Origin of the sequence: Streptomyces sp. DI166, from assembly GCF_900091315.1 — a bacterium.
GTDB lineage: Bacteria > Actinomycetota > Actinomycetes > Streptomycetales > Streptomycetaceae > Streptomyces > Streptomyces fuscus.
Map to the genome: position 1 here is coordinate 1 of NZ_FLSP01000131.1, position 18,199 is coordinate 18,199.

At 68.8% G+C, this 18,199-nt stretch carries 18 protein-coding genes and 1 pseudogene; 8 read left to right on the plus strand and 11 right to left on the minus strand.

What is annotated here, in order from left to right; translation table 11 throughout:
* The first annotated feature begins 31 nt into the window (after positions 1-31).
* Both GA0115233_RS36470 and GA0115233_RS36475 read left to right on the plus strand, forming a co-directional pair.
* Entirely contained in the window at positions 32-427 is a 396-nt protein-coding gene (locus tag GA0115233_RS36470) for a nuclear transport factor 2 family protein (protein ID WP_093724627.1), read from the plus strand.
* Positions 428-505: 78 nt separating this feature from the next.
* A complete protein-coding gene (locus GA0115233_RS36475; protein ID WP_093724628.1) occupies positions 506-931 on the plus strand; it encodes a PPOX class F420-dependent oxidoreductase in 426 nt (141 codons plus the stop codon).
* Positions 932-1,014: 83 nt separating this feature from the next.
* Here GA0115233_RS36475 and GA0115233_RS36480 read toward each other — a convergent pair whose 3' ends face one another.
* From GA0115233_RS36480 to GA0115233_RS36490, 4 genes are all read right to left on the minus strand, one after another.
* Complete coding sequence (locus GA0115233_RS36480) at positions 1,015-1,530, minus strand: MarR family winged helix-turn-helix transcriptional regulator (RefSeq protein WP_093724629.1); 516 nt, start codon at positions 1,528-1,530, stop codon at positions 1,015-1,017.
* A 562-nt stretch (positions 1,531-2,092) separates the two neighbouring features.
* Complete coding sequence (locus tag GA0115233_RS36485) at positions 2,093-2,815, minus strand: SDR family oxidoreductase (RefSeq protein WP_093724630.1); 723 nt, start codon at positions 2,813-2,815, stop codon at positions 2,093-2,095.
* Positions 2,742-3,206 (minus strand): 5-carboxymethyl-2-hydroxymuconate Delta-isomerase, encoded by a 465-nt coding sequence (locus GA0115233_RS42475; RefSeq protein ID WP_176712065.1) that lies wholly within the window; start codon positions 3,204-3,206, stop codon positions 2,742-2,744. The genes GA0115233_RS36485 and GA0115233_RS42475 overlap by 74 nt, the downstream gene beginning before the upstream one ends.
* Positions 3,207-3,222: 16 nt before the next feature.
* Positions 3,223-4,671: an MFS transporter gene (locus GA0115233_RS36490; RefSeq protein WP_093724631.1), complete on the minus strand. Its 1,449-nt coding sequence runs from the start codon at positions 4,669-4,671 to the stop codon at positions 3,223-3,225.
* A 189-nt stretch (positions 4,672-4,860) separates the two neighbouring features.
* On the opposite strand from GA0115233_RS36490, the gene GA0115233_RS36495 reads away from it, so the two are divergent.
* On the plus strand, positions 4,861-5,217 hold the full coding sequence (locus GA0115233_RS36495; protein ID WP_093724632.1) for an ArsR/SmtB family transcription factor: 357 nt from the start codon (positions 4,861-4,863) through the stop codon (positions 5,215-5,217).
* Positions 5,218-5,242: 25 nt separating this feature from the next.
* Here GA0115233_RS36495 and GA0115233_RS36500 read toward each other — a convergent pair whose 3' ends face one another.
* Genes GA0115233_RS36500 through GA0115233_RS36515 form a run of 4 tightly spaced genes read right to left on the minus strand, consistent with a single transcriptional unit; the run spans position 5,243 to position 9,546 of the window.
* On the minus strand, positions 5,243-6,502 hold the full coding sequence (locus tag GA0115233_RS36500; protein ID WP_093724633.1) for a hypothetical protein: 1,260 nt from the start codon (positions 6,500-6,502) through the stop codon (positions 5,243-5,245).
* Positions 6,499-7,377: an FAH family protein gene (locus tag GA0115233_RS36505; protein ID WP_093724634.1), complete on the minus strand. Its 879-nt coding sequence runs from the start codon at positions 7,375-7,377 to the stop codon at positions 6,499-6,501. Before GA0115233_RS36505 ends, GA0115233_RS36500 begins: the two co-directional genes overlap by 4 nt.
* Positions 7,378-7,435: 58 nt before the next feature.
* Positions 7,436-9,193: a thiamine pyrophosphate-binding protein gene (locus tag GA0115233_RS36510; protein ID WP_093724635.1), complete on the minus strand. Its 1,758-nt coding sequence runs from the start codon at positions 9,191-9,193 to the stop codon at positions 7,436-7,438.
* On the minus strand, positions 9,190-9,546 hold the full coding sequence (locus GA0115233_RS36515) for a hypothetical protein (RefSeq protein ID WP_141689622.1): 357 nt from the start codon (positions 9,544-9,546) through the stop codon (positions 9,190-9,192). Before GA0115233_RS36515 ends, GA0115233_RS36510 begins: the two co-directional genes overlap by 4 nt.
* Before the next feature lie 75 nt (positions 9,547-9,621).
* Between GA0115233_RS36515 and GA0115233_RS36520 the strand changes: the two genes are divergently transcribed.
* Positions 9,622-10,269, plus strand: a complete 648-nt coding sequence (locus tag GA0115233_RS36520) for a TetR/AcrR family transcriptional regulator (protein WP_255310472.1) — start codon at positions 9,622-9,624, stop codon at positions 10,267-10,269.
* A gap of 201 nt (positions 10,270-10,470) precedes the next feature.
* Here GA0115233_RS36520 and GA0115233_RS36525 read toward each other — a convergent pair whose 3' ends face one another.
* A complete protein-coding gene (locus tag GA0115233_RS36525; RefSeq protein ID WP_141689623.1) occupies positions 10,471-10,788 on the minus strand; it encodes a hypothetical protein in 318 nt (105 codons plus the stop codon).
* Between the two features lie 308 nt (positions 10,789-11,096).
* Here GA0115233_RS36525 and GA0115233_RS36530 point away from each other — a divergent pair, with 308 nt between their 5' ends.
* Positions 11,097-14,381 carry an alpha/beta fold hydrolase gene (locus GA0115233_RS36530; RefSeq protein ID WP_093724639.1) on the plus strand — a complete coding sequence of 1,095 codons (3,285 nt, stop codon included), beginning with the start codon at positions 11,097-11,099 and terminating at the stop codon, positions 14,379-14,381.
* Positions 14,382-14,530: 149 nt separating this feature from the next.
* Here GA0115233_RS36530 and GA0115233_RS36535 read toward each other — a convergent pair whose 3' ends face one another.
* Entirely contained in the window at positions 14,531-15,064 is a 534-nt protein-coding gene (locus GA0115233_RS36535) for an AAA family ATPase (protein ID WP_176712066.1), read from the minus strand.
* Between the two features lie 219 nt (positions 15,065-15,283).
* Between GA0115233_RS36535 and GA0115233_RS36540 the strand changes: the two are divergent.
* The 3 genes and pseudogenes from GA0115233_RS36540 to GA0115233_RS36550 form a co-directional block, all read left to right on the plus strand.
* Positions 15,284-16,041: pseudogene (locus GA0115233_RS36540) on the plus strand (IS5 family transposase); the annotation flags it as partial.
* Positions 16,042-16,163: 122 nt separating this feature from the next.
* Positions 16,164-16,766, plus strand: a complete 603-nt coding sequence (locus tag GA0115233_RS36545) for an SMI1/KNR4 family protein (RefSeq protein WP_093724641.1) — start codon at positions 16,164-16,166, stop codon at positions 16,764-16,766.
* A gap of 56 nt (positions 16,767-16,822) precedes the next feature.
* Positions 16,823-17,284 (plus strand): hypothetical protein, encoded by a 462-nt coding sequence (locus tag GA0115233_RS36550; RefSeq protein ID WP_218063622.1) that lies wholly within the window; start codon positions 16,823-16,825, stop codon positions 17,282-17,284.
* A 149-nt stretch (positions 17,285-17,433) separates the two neighbouring features.
* On the opposite strand, the gene GA0115233_RS36555 is transcribed toward GA0115233_RS36550, so the two are convergent.
* Entirely contained in the window at positions 17,434-17,949 is a 516-nt protein-coding gene (locus GA0115233_RS36555) for a hypothetical protein (protein WP_093724642.1), read from the minus strand.
* Positions 17,950-18,199 lie beyond the last annotated feature (250 nt).

Sequence of the window (18,199 nt, forward strand, 5' to 3'; positions counted from 1 at the left end):
ACCCCGCACGACCACCTCTGGAGAACACACCATGACCAGCACGAACATCGACATCGCCCGCACCTACTTCCAGGCCGTGCAGACCGGCGACACGGCCGCCCTCGGCGAACTCCTCGACGAGGCGATCGTCTGGCACCAGCCCGGCGCCAACCAGTTCTCCGGCGAGCACAAGGGCCACAGCGCCGTCTTCCAGATGCTCGGCGGCATGATGGAGGCCAGCCAGGGCACCTTCGCCATCGACAAGATCCACTCCCTTATGGGCAATGGCGAGCTGGTCACCGCCACCATCCACTTCACGGGCCGCCGCGGCGACACCTCCATGGCCATGGACGGCGTGGATCTCCTGCGCATCCAGAACGGCAAGATCACCCAGATGTGGCTCTTCTCCGGCGACCAGAACGCCGAGGACGCCTTCTGGGGCCGCTGACCCCCACCTCGTCGTGCTCTGCGGCCGGGCCGGCCGCAGAGCACGACAAACGGCCGCTACCCGAGTGAGAGGCATCGCATGCGCAAGATGACTGACGAGCAGTGGCGGGCTTTCGTCACGCACGGCACCCGCACCGGCAAGCTGTCGACCGTCCGGGCCGACGGAAGCCCGCACGTCACACCGGTCTGGTTCCTTCTCGACGGTGACGACATCGTGCTCACCACCGAGAAGGACGGCGTCAAGGGCCGCAACCTCGCCCGCGACGGGCGCTACGCCCTCTGCATCGACGACGACCGTCCCCCATACGCGTTCGTCATCCTCCAAGGACACGCCGAGACCTCCACAGACCCCGACGAGATGCTGCACTGGGGCGGCCTCCTCGGCGCCCGCTACATGGGCGAAGAACGCACCCAGGAGTACGCCGCCCGCAACGGCGGCCCCGGCAATCTCCTCGTCCGCGCCCACATCGACAAAGTCATCGCCTTCCACGGCATCGCCGGCTGAACAGCAACAAGCGGCCTGCGGGACAGACGAGCATGGTGATCTGCCTCCCAGACCGCCCCTTGGCATGCCCGAAACGCTCCGGCTCACGAGGTCGGCCGGCCGGGCCGCTTCGGCGCCCGCACCGCCGCAACCGGCGTCCGGCCCGCGGCCCTGCGTTCCGCGTCCAGAGCACGTCCGGCCGCCCGCAGCGTCCTGAGGACCGCGGTCACCTCGCGTACCGACTCCTCCGAAATCACCGACCCGATCCGCAGCTCCAGCTCCTCCTCGAAAACCCTCAGCGCCCCGCCCACCAGCTTCCGCCCCTCAGGGGTGAGCTCGACGATCGAGGAACGGCGGTCGTTCGGATTGGCCTTCCGGCCACACAGCCCCGCCGCCTCCAGACGGTCGACGACCTTGCTCGTGCCGCCCACCGTGATCGAAAACTCCTCCGCGATGTCCTGGATCCGCCGTCCAGGCCGCCTCAACAGCAGGTGCAGCACTTCGAACGAGGTCAGCGCCAGGTCGTACTCCGCCCGCAACCGCTCCTCGATGCCGCCCCACAACTCGATCTCCAGCGAGACCAGCTCCCGGTACAGCAGCTTCAGGTCAGCGTCAGCCATCACTCATCTTCCAAAGAATTATCTTCCACAGACAGTTAATTCTAGGTCACCGGTATCGGGACTCGCCGCGAATGCCGCATGTACGCACCGACGCGGACGGACCGAAACCAAGGTCCCGGCCGGTCGTCGGCAACGAAGGGCCCGCTACGGGCCGGGCCTGGCCTGCGTCGGCAATGCGCGGACCGTGGCACGGCGGACGGCGAACTGCTGGTACAAGTGCCTGTCTCCCGTCGTGACCTCGTACAGGGCGCCGACCAGCGCTTCAACGCCGGCCTTGAGCCGGGCAACCTCTCCCGCGTCCACCGCTCGCAGCTCCCTCAGGCATCGGACCTGCCGGCAGCCGGCGATGTGGCCGGGAGGCCGGTCACCGAGTGCTGCCGGTCGCGCTGCAGGAGGAGGTGCCGATCCGAGGCGCACACGGCCGCGTCCAAGACCGTCCGGCTGATCGGTGAGGATGCCCGCTGCGTGGCGGACGACTACGACGAGCAGTCCGGCAAGGCCGCGCGCGGGAACTCGCCCTGCACGAGGCCGAACTGCCCGACGGCAGCCCTCCCCTGACCCTTCAGGCGATCATGCCCCCGCCGTCGACATACACCGTCGTACCCGTCGTGTAGGCGTTGGCCGTGAGGAAGAGGACGGCCTGGGCGACGTCTGCTGGGTCGCCCACTCGGGCGACGGGGAGGCGGCTTTCGGCGGCCTTGTACATCTGCTCGCGATCGGCGGGGTTCAGGTTCTGCCACAGCGGGGTGCGCAGCAGGCCCGGTGAGACGGCGTTGACGCGCAGGGGGGCGTATTCCAGGGCCAGGCCCCGGGCCAGGGCTTCCAGGGCCGCGTTGATGGCGCTCTGCAGGGCCGATGCCCGGCCGGGGCGCTGGGAGAGGTAGCCGGCGAGCAGGGTCAGGGAGCCGGAGGGGCGTACGGGGACGGCTCGGGCGATGCGGTAGGCACCCCAGAACTTGCTGTCCATCGCGGCGTACGCGTCGGTGAGCGGGAGGGTGTCCACGCGTCCCATGGGCGTCTCCCCCGCCGTGACGACGACGTGGTCGTACTCCCCCGAGTCGGTGGCGAATCGCTCCACGTCGTCGTCCGACCGGATGTCCAGGGTGTGGCCGGTCACGGCTCCGGGCAGTCCGCTCAGCTCCGTGACGGCGGCGTCGATGCGCTGTGGGCTGCGGGAGGCGATGACGGTGGCGGCGCCCCGCGTGGCGAACTCACGGCCGGTGGCCAGGCCGACGCCGGAGGTGCCGCCGACGACGAGTACGCGCTGGTCTTCGTAGGTGTTCATGAGGGTGTCTGCTCCTGTGGATGGGTGTCGGCGGACCGGGTACGGGCGAAGGCGTCCCGGTCAAGTTCGGTGATCTGGACGGAGATGTCGCAGCCCTCTCGCGCAGGGTGTGCTCGAAGGCCGAGGCGAGAACGGCGAGGGCCGCCGCACTGATCGCCGCGCGGGTCTCGGCGGACTTGCCGCCGAACGTGCGTACGTCGAGGTTGACGAAGGACTGTTCGCGCGTGCCGTCGCCGATGAAGTACTGGTCCATGCGAACGAGGCGGCTCTTGAAGTCCTGGATGCGGAAGCCTCCGACAGCGGCCAGTTGTCTGTGCAGCGCGCCGAAGAGAACGGCTGGGTCTATGTGCTCCCGGACATTGCCGGAGTGTTCGAGGACGAGGTGAGGCATGGCACTCCTTGCGCCGTCAACGCGTGTCGGCGGTGCTGGGGATTTGGGCGGGACGGGCGGTGGTGGCGGGCGGCGGGGCAGTCGGCGGCTTGGGGCCGCGCAGGCCGATCGCGCTCAGCACCCCGCTGATCAGGAGTGCGGCGACGGCCCAGATCAGCGCGGCGCGCAGGCCGGGCAGGAAGTGGTCCGACGTCGCCTGCCCGACGAGCAGCCCCATGACGGCCACCCCGATGAGCCCGCCCAGTTGCCGGGAGGCGTTGAGTACGCCGGAGGCGATTCCGGCGTTGGCCGGGTCCACCGAGCCGAGCATGGCGTTGGTCATGGACGGGACGACCAGGCCGATTCCGAAGCCCGCGACCACGAACTGGACGGCCATCTGCGCGTAGGACCCGGAACCGACGACGGGCACGGTGGCCAGGTAGCCGACGGCGGCCAGAGTGTTGCCGGTGATCAGCACTGTGCGGGCGCCGTGTCGCTTCACCAGCGGGCCGCAGGACAGGTTCGCGATCATGATGGCGGCCGTCATCGGCAGGAACGCGAGACCGGCGACGAGGGGCGAGTAGTCCCAGACCTGCTGGAAGAAGAGACTGAAGACAAAGATCAGGCCGTAGAAGGAGAAGTTGAGCAGCACGCCGATGAGGGAGGTCGAGGTGAACGTTCCCCGGCCGAAGAGATGGAGGGGCAGCATCGGATCGGCGCTGCGGCGCTCCACGGCGACGAAACCGGCGAGGGCGAGCAGGAAGACGGTCAGGCAGGTCAGTACGGTGGCCGAGGTCCAGCCCTGGGCGTTCGCCTCGACGATCGCTCCGGTGAGGGCGCCGAGGCCGACGACGGCCAGCAGCTGGCCGGGCAGGTCGAGGGAACGGCGGATCGAGGCGTCGCGGGCGGGGGCGGGGCGGGCGTAGGCCCGTACGAGGACGATGCCGACGGCGGCGATCGGGATGTTGACGTAGAAGATCGAGCGCCACCCCAGTGAGTCCACCAGGAGGCCGCCCACCACGGGGCCCAGGGCGAGGGCGAGTCCGCCGGCGGCTGCCCACAGGCTCACGGCGCGGGTGCGCTCGGCGGGGTCGGGGAAGTTGGTGTTCACGATCGACAGGGACGACGGCACGATCATGGCGGCCCCGACGCCCTGGACGACCCGCGCGGTGATCAGGGCTACCAGGGAGGGGGCGGCGCCGCAGGCCAGCGAGGTCACGGCGAAGAGTGCGAAGCCCAGGACGAAGATGTGCTTGGGGTCGTAGCGGTCGCCCATGGCGCCGGCGGTGAGGAGGAAGGCGGCGAAGGTGAGCGTGTAGCCGTTGATCACCCACTCCAGGCCGGACAGGCTGCCGCCGAGGTCCGCGCCCAGTGCCTTGGTGGCGACGTTGACGACGCTGACGTCCAGGATGACGACCACGAAGCCGAGGCAGGCCGCGAACAGCGTAAGTCCCGGCCGGGTCCTGCCGGGTTGGTTCTGTGCCATGGGTCTTCCTTCCATGGGTGGGTGCCGAAGGGCAGGTGAGGGGGGAGGGAGCCGGGCGATGCGCCACCGGCTCCGGTAGAGTGTTCGCTACGAGACGAACACTCGGAGTGTACGCAGATCATCGAACACTCGGCAATCCGAGCGTGCGCACGCGATTCGGAACCAGCCAGCGGGACGGAGCAACCACTCATGGCGGCACAGCCCAAGCAACAGACGGCGACCGCGAGCCACCGCACGCCCCCGGTCCACACGGACCCCGACGAGGTGTCGCTGGAGACGGCGCTGCTCGCCCTCGCCGATCCGGTCCGGCAGTCCCTGGTAAGAGAGTTGGCCGGAGCGGGCGACTGGGAACGCGCGTGCGGCAGCTTCGACGTACCGGTGACCAAGGCGACCCTGAGCCGACACTTCGCCGTCCTGCGCGAAGCCGGCCTCCTGGAACAGCGGGACGCCGGGCCCAAGCGCCTCAACCGACTGCGCAGGGCCGAGTTCGACGCCCGCTTCCCCGGCCTTCTCGACCTGGTCCTTCGGCAGGACACGACCGCCTAGGCCCGGCCGGGTCCGACCACCCGGTCTAGGCCCGGCCGGGTCCGACCACCCGGTCGTGCAGGGACTTCGCCACCGCCCGGGCTGTGGCCGGGTCCGTGCTCGGGACGCCGAAGGCGAGGGCCGCGCCGAACCTCCCGCCCAGCGTGCCGAGATGGAGGACCAGACCGTAATTGGCCCCCGTCCGGTTGACCACCGTCCGGTAGCCGGTGACCCGGTCCATGTGCGGGCCGAGCGCCGGATCGGCGATCCCGATGTTGGTGATGCAGATCCCCGGCGCGCACCGGGCAGCCGCGACCTGCTCGACCGCCCGCCGGATCGCCGCGTGCTCCCGGACGTCGGGCCGCCAGTCGGCGTCCGCCCGCGCCAGCGCCCCCGCACAGGCGCGCGCGTGGCCGACGAGGTCGGGCCGGTCCAGGCGCAGGGGCACGTTCAGCACGTTGATGAAGCAGCCCACGTCCGGCAGCGAAGGGCTTTGCGCATAGCGTCGCCGCAGCGACACAGCGGTGTACAGGGAGACTTCCGAACACCCGGTGGTCTCGGCGAACGACTCGGCCAGTGCCGCGGAGAAGAACTGGTTGACCGTCAGGCCCTGGTTCCGGCACCAGGACATGAGGGTCCGGCTCTCCGTCAGGCCGAAGGTCAGGGGGATGAAGTCGGCCTTCCGCCGGGCCCACGGTCGGTGGGCGGCGAAGGGCAGCGGCTGCGGTGAGGCCGTCGCCGGCGGCGGTGGGGCGCCGGCCGGGGCGGGCGGGCGGTACGTCAACGCATCGCCGTTCGGCGGCAGTCGGCGTACGTCGTGCGGGTGCGCGCCGTCGGTGTGGCCGAGCAGCGCGTCCAGCAGCGCCCTGACGACCGCGCCGGTGGAGTGGGCGTCCGAGATGGCGTGGTTGCGGGTGAAGTACAGGTGCGTCACCCCGGCCGCCGGATCGCTCACCGCGTGCAGCCGCCACAACGGGCCGCCGGTTGCCAGTACGTCGTTGAGTTCACGGCGCAGCACGTCGTCGGGTGAGTCGGGGACGGTCAGGGCACTGTGCCTGATCTGGTCGGGCAGCGGGCCTGGCCCCGTGGTGAACCACAGGCCGTCCGCCCGCTCCTCGATGCGCAGCGCCAGCAAGGGCAGTTCCTCCGCCCAGCGCGCGGCACCCGCGCGCAGCCGCTCCGGGCCGATGTCTCCGCTCACCGTGACATGCGTGGTGACCTGAGTGGTGCCGTGCATCAGCGCGTGGGTGTAGGCGAACGCGGCCTCCACGCCGCTGAGCCTGCGCGACGCGGGCGGGGAACTCATCCCTCCTCCTGCGGGGGTGTCCAGGCAAGCGGGTGGGACAGCTGTACGCCGTGGCTCTCAACGTCGATCGTGACCCGGTCGCCGTCCGTGATCCGGAAACCCGCGTGGAAGCTGCTGCGGTCCGCGCCGATGAAGACGTAGTGGACCCGTCCGGGGTGGTGGAGGGCCCGGTACGAGAAGAGGCGGGACATCATCGTGGTGAGGTCGTAGTGGAGGGCGTCCGTGCCGGTGGTGAACGCCCCCTTCCACGCCACGGTCCCGTCCCGCTCGACGGTGACCTCACCCGTCGCCGAGCCGGGCGGATCGCCCAGGTGCAGCCAGGGGGCCACCCCGGCATCGCAGAGCTTCGCGTACGACAGGTGCCCGGCATGCTGCTTGAAACGGCCGATGTCGGTGAGGTCGTTGCCGAAGGTGTAGCCGACGTAGCGGGGCACGCCCTGTTCGTCGCCCACATGGGCGAGGACCACCTCGGCCTCCTCGCACACGGCGACCGCGTCGCTCGGCACCGAGAGCGGCTCACCGGGGACCCTGAGCACGTCCCCCAGTCCCTTGACGAACCAGTTGGGCTGGTCCGGGACCTCGGCGCCGACCTTCACGTTGTGCGTCATCATGAAGCCGCTGACCAAAGCGTCACCCACCTGGGCCGGCAGCAGTGGCGGCAGCATCCGCACCCGGTGACGATCCGCTGCCGGGACGTGCAACTCGCCGCGCCCGCGGGTGAGCAGGGCCGGGGCGGTCTCCGCGTCCGCCGCGAGCAGCAGCGTGGCCAGCGAGTCACCGGCCGAGGGGTACAGGCGCAGGGGCGCCCCGTCCTCGGGTATGCCGAGGCCGAAGTACCGTTCGTCGTCGTAGATGCATTCGAAGACCACCGTCATGGTGGATGCCTCCTGGGAAGGGGATGGGCAGTCGTTCCGGGGCTGCGGGAGGGCCCGTTCACTCCATGAGGATCTCGACGAGGACGGGCTTGCCGTGCTCCTTGATGTGGTCCACCGCCTCCCCGACGGTCGGTGCGACCGACTCGATCCGCTCGACCCGGCGCAGGGCGTGAACGCCGTAGGACCGCGCCAGGGCGACGAAGTCCACCGGCTGGTCGTAGAAACTGGTGGCGATGTGGGCACGGCCGGGGTCGCGGTCACGGTTGCCGGCGATGCGTTCGGCGTGCTGGGTGGAGTTGAGGTAGAGGCGGTTGTTCATGACGATCACAAGGAGCGGCACGTCGTAGGCAGCGAGGGTCCACAGCGCGCTGGGTGTGTAGAGGAAATCGCCGTCGGCCTGCAGATCGACGCAGAGGGTCCCGTCGCCCTGGTGGGCGAGCGCGGCGCCGATCGAGGCGCCGAGGCCGTAGCCGAGACCACCGCCGCCGTTGAGGCCGAGGTAGCTGCCGGGCCGCTCCAGCGGCCAGAGCTTCTTCACCCAGCCGTCGATGGTGAGGCTGCCGGTGTTGGTGAGGACCCATTCCTCGTCCCGCAGGGCCCGGTGGATCTCGTCGACGGCCGCGGACACGTGGATGCGTGCGCGCCCCTTGGCCTCGTCGGCCTGCCGCGCCCAGTCGGTCCTGGCCTCGGTGTGCGCGGCGGACAGGGTCTTGACCCGCCGTTCGCGGCGCTCGGCGAACGCGGGTTCGACGAAGGGCCCCGCCGGGTCCTCGGCCAGGGCGCGCAGGCGGCCCACGGTTTCGGCGGTGTCCGCCGCGACGGCCCGCGTGACCGGCACGAACTGCTGGTAGTCGGCGGCCCACTTGCTGGTGAGGAGTTCGTTGAAGCCGATGGTGACGATCTCGGCGCCGTTCGCCGGCAGCCCTTGGTCGGTGAGGCTGAGGAAGGAGCCCACGGCCCCGACCAGGTCCTGTACCTCAAGGGCGATCACCAGGTCCGCGTCGGCCAGCAGGGCACGGTCCGTGTGGCTGACGTTGAGCGGGTGGGTGTTGGGGAAGTTCATACGGTTGCCCCGGTCCACGACGGCGAGGCCCAGCGTCTCGGCCAGCGCGACGAGCGGCGCGACCGTTTCGGGGTCGCGTCCGGAGAAGTCGACCACCAGGACGGGAAGTTGTGCCTCCTTCAGCCTTTCGGTGAGGTGTTCCAGGTCGGCTCCGCCCAGCGCGGGCAACCGGGTCCCCTCGGTGGCGGTCGCCGGCAGCAGCCGCACACCGCTTTCCAGGGGCTGTTCCTGCACGGCGAAGTCGAGCGCCACGAACACCGGGGCGTGCATCGGTGTGTTCATCAACTTGAAGGCGCGGTAGAGGGATTCCACGGTGGCGCGCTGACCGATGGGCTGATCGCACCACTTCACGTAGTCCTTGACCACGGACTCGATGTTCTGCGAGGTGTGTATCCAGTCGATCCAGGGGCGCCGCAGACCCGCGTCGACGGGTCCGTTGCCCCCGAGCACGAGCAGCGGTACGCGGTCGCACCAGGCGTTGAAGATCGCCATGGACGCGTGCAGCAGACCGACGTTGGCGTGGACGAACACCGCCATGTGGCGGCCACTGGCCTTGTGGTAGCCGTGCGCCAGGGCTACGGCGATCTCCTCGTGGCAGGCCATGACGATGTCCGGCGCCATGTCGGCGTTGTCCCGGTGGACGAGGGAGTCGTGCACCCCGCGGAAGGACGCGCCGGGGTTGAAGGCGACCTTGTCGATGCCCTGCTGGTGGAGGAACTCCACCAGCAGGTCGGAGAAGTAGGACGTCGTCATGCGAATTCCTTCGTGCGTTTCTCGGGGGCGGGGAGCCACCGCCAGGAGGAGTCGCCCTCGGCGCGGTGGGACACGGCCCAGGGTTCGGCGCGTTCGTTGAGGTCGAGGCCGAAGCCATGGCCGCAGGCCGGGCTGATGGTGTTCGTGCGGCGGTCAACGGCCGGGCGCGGCGAGACGACCATCTCGGGGAAGAAGCGGTCGCACTGGCCGGCCTCGACGGTGAGGGCGTCCGCGTGCGCGAAGGCCAGCGCGCGGCCGGAGTTGATCAGTGGTCCCACCTCGGCCACCTGCACGCCGATCTGGAAGGAGAGCCCGGCCCGGCGGACGAGGTCGACGATCTTCGCGGCGGTCACCGGACCGCCGTTCTTGGACACCCGGACGTTTACGGCGTCACCTCGACACGGGCCGAGCAGAGAAAGAGAGAGCCGATGACGGTTGAGGAACCCCAGCCCGCACGCTCCCCCGGCCGACGGGAGCGCAGCCGGCAGCGCATGCACGACCGCCTGTACACGTCCGCCCTGGAGCTCTTCGCCGAGCAAGGATACGAGCGCACCACGATCGACCAGATCACCGAACGCGCCGACGTGGCACGAGGAACCTTCTTCAATCACTTCCAACGCAAGGAGGACCTCGTCACCACATGGGCCCAGCAGCGCCAGGAGAAGCTCCAGGCCTTCATGGAGAAGTCGCTGGACCACGAGGGCGACGACACCACCGTGCAACTGGAACGATGCATGTCCGCACTGGCCGACTTCAACGAGGCGGAGCGCGACCTCACCAAGGTCATGCTGACCGCCTGGGTGAAGTCGGGCCAGCCCCTCCTGGAGGAGCCCGAGTACGCGGGGCACATTTTCGTCCGGATCATCTCGGCCGGGCAGGCGCGGGGGGACGTCGCCCTCGACATCGATCCGGTAGCGGCGGGAAACATGCTGCGCGACGCCTATCTGGGGCTCCTGTACCGCTGGACGCAGGTCGCCGACGAGAAGGTACCGCTCCACATCGAATTGCGCGCACTCCTCAGGATCGCGCTCACCGGCATCGCCTCCTACTCCAAACGCGGCTGGACCGGGAGCTGACCACCGGCCTTCCCCAAGACGGCGTGACACTGCGCCACGCACAGGCCTGACGCTTCACACCCCAGGAAAGGGTGCATGCCGTAACTCCCGCTGAGGGCAGGGGTGTTGCGGATTTCCCGGTGGGACGACCGCCGCACAGTCAGTGGTGGCTCATCGTTCAGCCATGACCTCCCTGTGGCCCATCGAGTCGGACGATCTTCCTCAGTGCCGGTTACCGTCTTCGAGGGCTGCTCGGACAACGCGGGCCAGGTCTGCGAACGACTGCCGGGTGGCGGGGCTGAGGGACGCGTGGTCGACGAGGCCCCGTCCGCGCAAGGCGTCGTCGTACGGGACCCGGCAGACCTCGCCCACCAAGTCGACTGCCCGGCCGCCGCTCGCGGTTCTCGTCGTCCCCGCGTCCAGCTCGGACACGACGAGCGTCGCCGAGCTAACCAGGCCCTCGTAGCCGTGCCGGGACAGCCAGTCCAGTTGTGCGACAAGCGGGTCGAGGTGGTCCCGTCGGCCCGTCGTTGTGACCACCGGGTGACTTACGGTACCCAGGAGCCCGCGCAGGCTGTCGCCGGGAGGCCGGAAGGTGCCCGTCGCGTCCACGACCACCGTCCCCATCGATCGGAGCCGGTCGACGCCCCGGCGGACCGCGGACTGCTTCAGGCGTACTACGGCATTGGCGGGCACCAGTCCGTGCAGGAACTGCGTGCCCTGAGGGGTCGTCGGCCCGATTGCCGAGCCCGCAGCGACCTGAACATAGGTCCATGGGCCGTTCGCGGCTGTGGGGGCTTGGGTAGGTACCTCGCGCGAGTTCATCGTGTACGGGGGAGGGCACGTGTATGGGTGACGGGGATCGACTGTGCGTCGTGTTCGTCCATGGCTTCAATTCCAGAGCGAAGGTGTGGAACCGGTTCATCTCACTGATCGACGAGGATCCGGAACTGGGGAGTGTGGAGGCACGGGCGTTCGGTTACGCCACTGGCCTCGCCCGGCTGCGACCCGACCGGTCGCTGCCCTCACTGAGCACGGTGGCCGACCACCTCAAGACGTATCTGGACGCCACAATGGCAGGTCGGCCCCTGGTGCTGGTGGGTCATAGTATGGGCGGGCTGGTGATCCAGCGTTATCTCGTGCGGATGCTCGCTGAGGGTCGTGGCCGGGAACTGGCACGCATCCGACGGGTCGTCCTGTTCGCCTGCCCGAACGCCGGCTCGGAGATAGCACGGGGCGCTCGGAAGCTCCTGCTCGGCACCCATCCCCAAGAGCGGCAGCTGCGCACCCTCGACGAGGACGTGCGCGATACCCATGCGAGCGTGCTGCGCGACATCGTCGGCGCTGTGACGGTCAGTGAGCGAAATTGTCCGATACCGTTTTCCGTCTTCGCCGCCGAGAGCGACCGCGTGGTGCCTCGCGCGTCGGCGCAGGGAGCCTTCCCCGACAGCGGGGCCCTCCCGGGCGACCACTTCAGTGTCGTACAGCCGCGCTCCCGGGAGCACACTGCGTACGTGGCGCTGCGCCACCTGCTCCGCGAGGCGGCGAGCGGGAGTGATCCACCAGGGGCGCCGCCCGTTACCGCCCGCACGGCCGCGTCCCTGGAGGTGCACGGTGCCCCTCTGCCCGGGAGCAGCTCTGATGAGGGGGCCCACGGGCCGCTGACCCCGTACCTCTTCCGCGAGCATGACGTGAGGCTGCACGAGGCACTGGCGAGGGCTCTTGAGGGGGGTACCCCCCGCCTGCTGGTCCTGACCGGTGAGTCGTCAACCGGTAAGACCCGTGCCCTGTACGAAGCGCTGATCGAGCTCGCTCCCGAACGGCCCCTGCACCGGCCGACCACCGCCGCAGACCTGCTGGAACTTCTCGACACAGGACAGGTTGGCAACGGTTCGGTGCTGTGGCTGAACGAGGCCCAGCGATTCTTCTACGGCGCCGGCGGAGAAGCCGCAGCCGAGGCGCTCCACGGGTGCCTGGGGAGGAGTCCGGGACTGGTGGCTCTCGCGACCTTCTGGACCCACCCGTACTGGACAGCGCTCACGCAGACAGACCAGCTCGGTCACACCCAAGCGAGAACCCTCCTCACCCACCCCGCCCTGACGCTGCGGCTGACCGTTCCCCCGCATCTGTCAGAAGACGACCTGGCGGCGTGGGCAGATCTGTCCGGTGATCCGCGCATGGAGCATGCGCTGGAGGCTGCGCGAGAAGACGGCCGCGTCATCCAACATCTGACCGGTGGACCTCAGTTGCTGGATGCCTGTCTGTCAGGTCCCGGCATGTTCTTCACTCCGTCGGAACACGCGTTGATCAGCATGGCTCTCGAAGCCCGGCGTCTGGGCCACCACGCCCCGATGCCGCCCGCCCTTCTGGCGCAGGCCGCCGACGGCGTCCTGTCCCCGCGGCAACGCAGCGGGGACCCTGACTGGGCCCTGCAGGACCTCACGGCGCTGTGCGAGGGCCGGCGCGGTGACGGGACGGTGACGGCCGTACACACCCTCACCGCACTGAACGCGTTGCGCCCCCGTTCCGGCGCGCCCGCGGTCTTTGAGCCAGCCGACTACCTGGATCAGCACATGCGCCGGTACCGGGCGGACCGTAGCCCGGCCCCCGCTCTCTGGGAGAGCCTCCTCGAACACGCCACCGACCCGGAGGATCTGTGCCGTCTGGGCCAGTCCGCCTGGGACAGGGGCCTGCGCTGGCACGCGGCACTGCTCTGGCGACGCGCCGTACTCGCGGGCAGCCCCTCCGCCCCCGCCCTACTGGTGCGTCATGTCCACGGCGCACTCGACCCGCCAGGGACCGTCCCCCGGTGGACCGCCGCGCACTGTTCCATGGACAACGCCTTCGCCATCATCGACCTTCTGGCAGCCCTCAATGATGCCCCGTCCTCCGCAGAGGCCGCTACAGCCGTCCTGCGGGAGCGTGGCCTGATCACATGTTGCGAGAAGTTCTACGGATCACACCCCTTGCTGCTGCATGCGACGTTGCAGCGGCTGCGTAGAGCGGGAGAAGAGGGGCTCGTCCGCGAACTGCTCGACCGTGGCGCCGCCTCCCGGACGGAGCTTCCTCCCCCTCCCGGCTGGACCGGGCTGCCCGGCGTGCTGGAGGAGCTGCGCAGAGCCGGCGCCGACACGGAACTCGCCACGTTTCTGGCCCGCCGACCGGAGACGTATCTCGACCCAATGGACCCCGTCGAGCCCATCTGGATGCTGACCGAGTTGCTGATGGCCGGGGCGAGAGAGACGGCGCTGGAGTTCATCGAGTGGTGGGACCCCATGAGCCGGGCGTGGGTCGAAGACGCCGCGTCCGTCGCGAGGTTGCTGGACCTTCTTGAGGTGGCCGGTTCCCCGCAGCGGGAACGCCTGCTGGCGTGTGCCACCGCCGTCAGTCTGACGGACGCGGGAGGCACGGCCTGGCTGTTGGACGTCCTCAACAGACACGGTGCGGACGACGCGGTGGCGCGCCTGCTTCAGCGCGATCCCGCCCGTCACGCCGATCTCACGTACTACGAGGATCAAGCGTACGCAGCTTCCCAGATGGCCGATCTGCTGACCACTCTGCGTGCCCTGGGGGACGAAAGCGGCGTGCGGACTCTGTGGACTCGCATCTGTGAGGAGATGGACCTGTTGGATCCCGGGGTGTGGCAGGCGGTGCGCGACACAAACCCGCAGGACGCACGGGAGGCTCTTCTGACACAGTACCCGGTCACCCAAATGGACCCTGATGCGACGGAGAACATCGGCCTGCTGCTCATCAACTTGGCCTCGGTGAACGAACCGACGGCAATGGATGAACTACTGGCGCTCGGTCCGGTGACGCATGCGGACCTCACCGATCCCATCGCCGTCGCAGCACTTCTGACCGGGCTGCAGGACGCGCAAGCGGACGACGCAGTGCGGGAACTCGTGGCGCGAAATCCCGCCGTGCACGCCGAGATCACCCAGCCAGAGGCAGTGCTGTCACTGCTGCGCGCTCTTCAGAAAGCGGGCGCCGACGCCGAAGCAGAGACGCTGGCCGAGCGGGCGCTGAAGGCGGGCACCGCCGTGCCCACCCGGCTGCTCCCCTACGGATGCGAGCCGGACGGCCGGCCGATGCCATCCTGGACGTGGGATGGCCTTCCCTCGGTCTCCTGACTACCTGACCGCGAAGCGCCTGCCCCAGGAACCTGGGGTGCTTGGAGTGGCCTGGGCAAATCCCAAGAAACGGTGAGGACTTGCGCAACATCCATCGCAGCACCCCAGCACCACAGGGAGGCACAACATCGGTCGCAGCGGGGCCACGGTCAGCGGTCCAGTGCGGGCAGGTGGGCAAGGCCGGTGTCGAGCATGATGAGGCCAACGGTTTCGTGCAAGGCGCTGTCCGCGCCGATGACGGTCTCGATGCCGCCGGGCAGCAGATCACGCTCCCGGTACCAGCCGCGCAGCTGCGTCTCGTTGACGTCGTCGGCGATCGGCTTGGTGGCGTGCCTGGCGAGGGTTTCGCCGAACGGCACGTCCAGGTAGTAGCAGTGAGTGGGACCGCGGTGGTCGGCACGCAGCCCGGCGAGCATGTCCCCGTAGCGGTCGGCGTACAGGATGCCTTCGACCACGACGTGGAAGCCGGCGTCAAGGGCATAGCGGGCCGTCAGGTCGATCAGCCCGATGTTCGCCGCGCCAGGCCGATCGCGCTCGCGCAGCACGATGCGGCGGAGATTGTCCTGGCCCACCACGGCCAGGCCGCGGCCGAACCTCTCACGCAGACCGGCCGCAACGGACGACTTCCCCGAGGCACTGTTGCCACGCACGACGACCAGCCGGGTCTCTTCACTTCCCACCATCACAGCGATCACGCTACCGACGACCGCTGACACGACCCCGACCCGGACCGGTTCGGGCAGTGCGCGCGGGGCAAGCCCACAGCACGCAAGGACAGGCAGAGGGCGTACGACAGTTGAGGGACACTGGGGTCACGTCCACTGGAGTGGTGCATCGACGGCCACTCCAGTGGACGTGACCCTTGTAGACCAGAGAGTGACCGCCTCGGTGGCCGGGGCTGGATACGACCCGACAGGTTGCGGAAGTCGTTCCAGCGGGTGGTACCCGCCGCTCCGGTTCGCCCTCAGGGTGGCCGTCGGCGCAGGTACGGGGACCGACAGGTGCTGGCAGCGATCATCTTCGTGGCCACGAGGGGCTGTACATGGCGCCCGCTAACGGCGACTTTCGGCCCGTCCGGACCGACCGCGCACCGACAGTTCACCGAGCGGAGCCGGGCCCGGGTGAGGCAGGCTTCACCGCCTGGTGCTGGACGAGCTCGACGCTCGCGGCGAGTGGGGCTGGTCGAGGTGCGCCGCGATCGAGTCGTTGAGCATGCGGACGATGAAGGGGGACCTGACGGAACCGACTCCCGTGGATTCCGGAAGAAGGGCTCAAAGATCCATTGATCACCGAGCGGACCAGTCTGCCCCTCTCCGTCGGGATCTCCGCGGCGAACACGCATGACAGCCAAGGTCTGGAATCCCTCGTGCCGGGTATCCCAGTGATCCGCTCCCGCCGCGGACTGCGCCATCGGCGGCCCGCCATGCTCCACGCCGGCAAGGGCTACGACTACGACCTGCGCCAATGGCTCCGCCCTCGACGCATCGTCCCGCTCATCGCCCGCAAGGGCGTCGAGTCCTCCCAGCGGCTGGGCTGCCACCGTTGGACCGTGGAGCGGACGGTGGCGTGGCCGGCCGGGTGTCGCCGCCTGTACCGTCGCTACGAACGCAAGGCCGACCGCTTCCTGACCTTCGTCGGCATCGCCGACGCCCTGATCTGCACCGCAGGAGGGCGACCTGACCGGCGAGGACGGCAGGCTGGCATGATCCGTAACGCATTCGGACGATCCCGCCCTGCCGCTGGCCTGCTGCCCAGCAGCAATCCAAACCCACGAGGTACCCCATGACCGACTATCTGGCTGCCACCATGGCAATGCTTGGACCGGCCCAGAGCCGCTATGCAGAGCCCTCGGCGTGGGACCGCCTCCACGCCGATTTCGGCATACGGCTGCCGGCCGACTACCGGGCGATCGTCGACACATACGCCCCGATCCAACTCAACGGTCATCTCTATTTGTCCCACCCCTCGACCGAGCGGTGGAACCTGGCCCAGTGGATCCGGGACACCGTCCAGGCGTGGTCAGAGGTGCCCTGGGAGGAACTCGACCTCGGCGCGGACGAGGACCCCCACCAGCTCCTCGGACTCAAGGAACTGAGCTTCGGCACCCGCAACGGCCTGTGGCCGATCGCCAGCACCGACCGAGGGGAGACGATCTTCCTTGACGCAGCCGCCGATTCCACCAGACTCGTGGTCAACTACGACGAAACCTGGGTCGAGCACTGCATGAGCTTCGCCGAATGGCTCCATCGCTACCTGGCCGGCGAAGACATGACCGGCCCCAACAGCTCAGCTTTCTATCCAGGTCCTGTGAAACTGCAGTACCTCCCGATGTCTGCAGGCGAACGTCCCCAGCCATGGCGCGGCCGCCCAGGCCGAGGCATGTGAAGCGCTGCCGTGGGACGGCCCCAAAACGAGGTGACTTCCAAGCGAAGGGATCCAACGTGCCTCACAGACCACGGCCGGAGGAAGCTCTCGACTTCCTGCGAGCCGAGCTGGCGACCGGGCGGTCGGAGATGACCGAGTGGACCACTCGGGGTGCTTGGCTCGCCTTCGTGAGCTTCGGGCGCAGGCGCTTTGACACAGCACCCACGCCCGACTCCGACGGCCTGCTCTTTCAATACGGCACGTACGCCTTCAGCGGGCGACCGATGTTCACCGTGAGCCTCACCCGGCAGTTCGGCGTCATCGACGACGACGGCGAGCACGACCACTACGTGCAAGTTCACTGCGAACTCCGATACGAGCCCGCACCAGACCTGGACGCCTTGGGACGCTTCGACTCCTGGTTCTTCCACGATGCCGATGCGGAGCTCGATGAGTGGTTCACCGCTATGAAGGGGCGTCTCGCGCTGCTGCTCGGTCGCAGGCCCTCCGAGATCGATCTGTACGAGGAGCCGGTATAGCTGTTCCTGCGGTGCGAGGTGGCCAGCTTTGTCACGCGAGCAAGCCACGCTTGCGCAGGAGGTCGAAGCCGGCGCGGCCGAACAACTGGCGCTTGAGCATCTTGATCCGGTTGACGTGGCCTTGGACGCCAGCGCGGTGTAAGGCAGCGTCAGGCCGGAGATGACCGCGTCGCGGTCCTCGGCGGCGACAAGCTGTCTGCGAGGACAACGACTCGATCGGCCTCGACATCGAAGCCGAGCACCGGATGACACTCGTCGCCTTCCGGATCCATCAGCACCGGCTTGCCCAGCCGCCGCCCGATCTCCCGGAGGAACCCGCAGAACACATCGAGTCGATCCTGGCCCTGCAACTCCCGCAGGTCGACGTCAAAATCGACTTCATCTGCGGCACGGAAACGGAAGATCGCCAGCACATCGGGCGTCGGCCAGACCCGCAGGTCCGGGCACTCGGCATCCGCCGGACGGGACAGTACGGCCTCCGCCCGGGGCACCGGAAGTACTGTTCCTCCCTCGGAGTACTGGCACTTCCAGCCCTTCTCCGCAATCAGATCGAGGACTACCTGCCAGTCCCCCACCGAGGTATCCGGGACACGCACGTCCGGCAGCGACCCCATTACATCGGGGTCGAAGAAGCACTTCACGTCATCCCACAGCAGACCAACCACCCCGCCATACTGCCCCGGCTCACCGACCCGACGCCCCCGTTTCCCTTGACCAAAACACGGGGCACCCCGGGTGGCCGCAGACCACCCCAGGTGACCGCACTGCCGCCAGACCTGCGTGCAGCGAGACCCGCGCTGATACCAGCAGGAAGAACGAAGCACCGGGACAAGCAATCGCATCGACGGATGGGTTGTGTCCTTGGAAGTGGTGTACCGGTTCCCACCTGATCCGGGTGTTTGGCCTGGCGTCGGA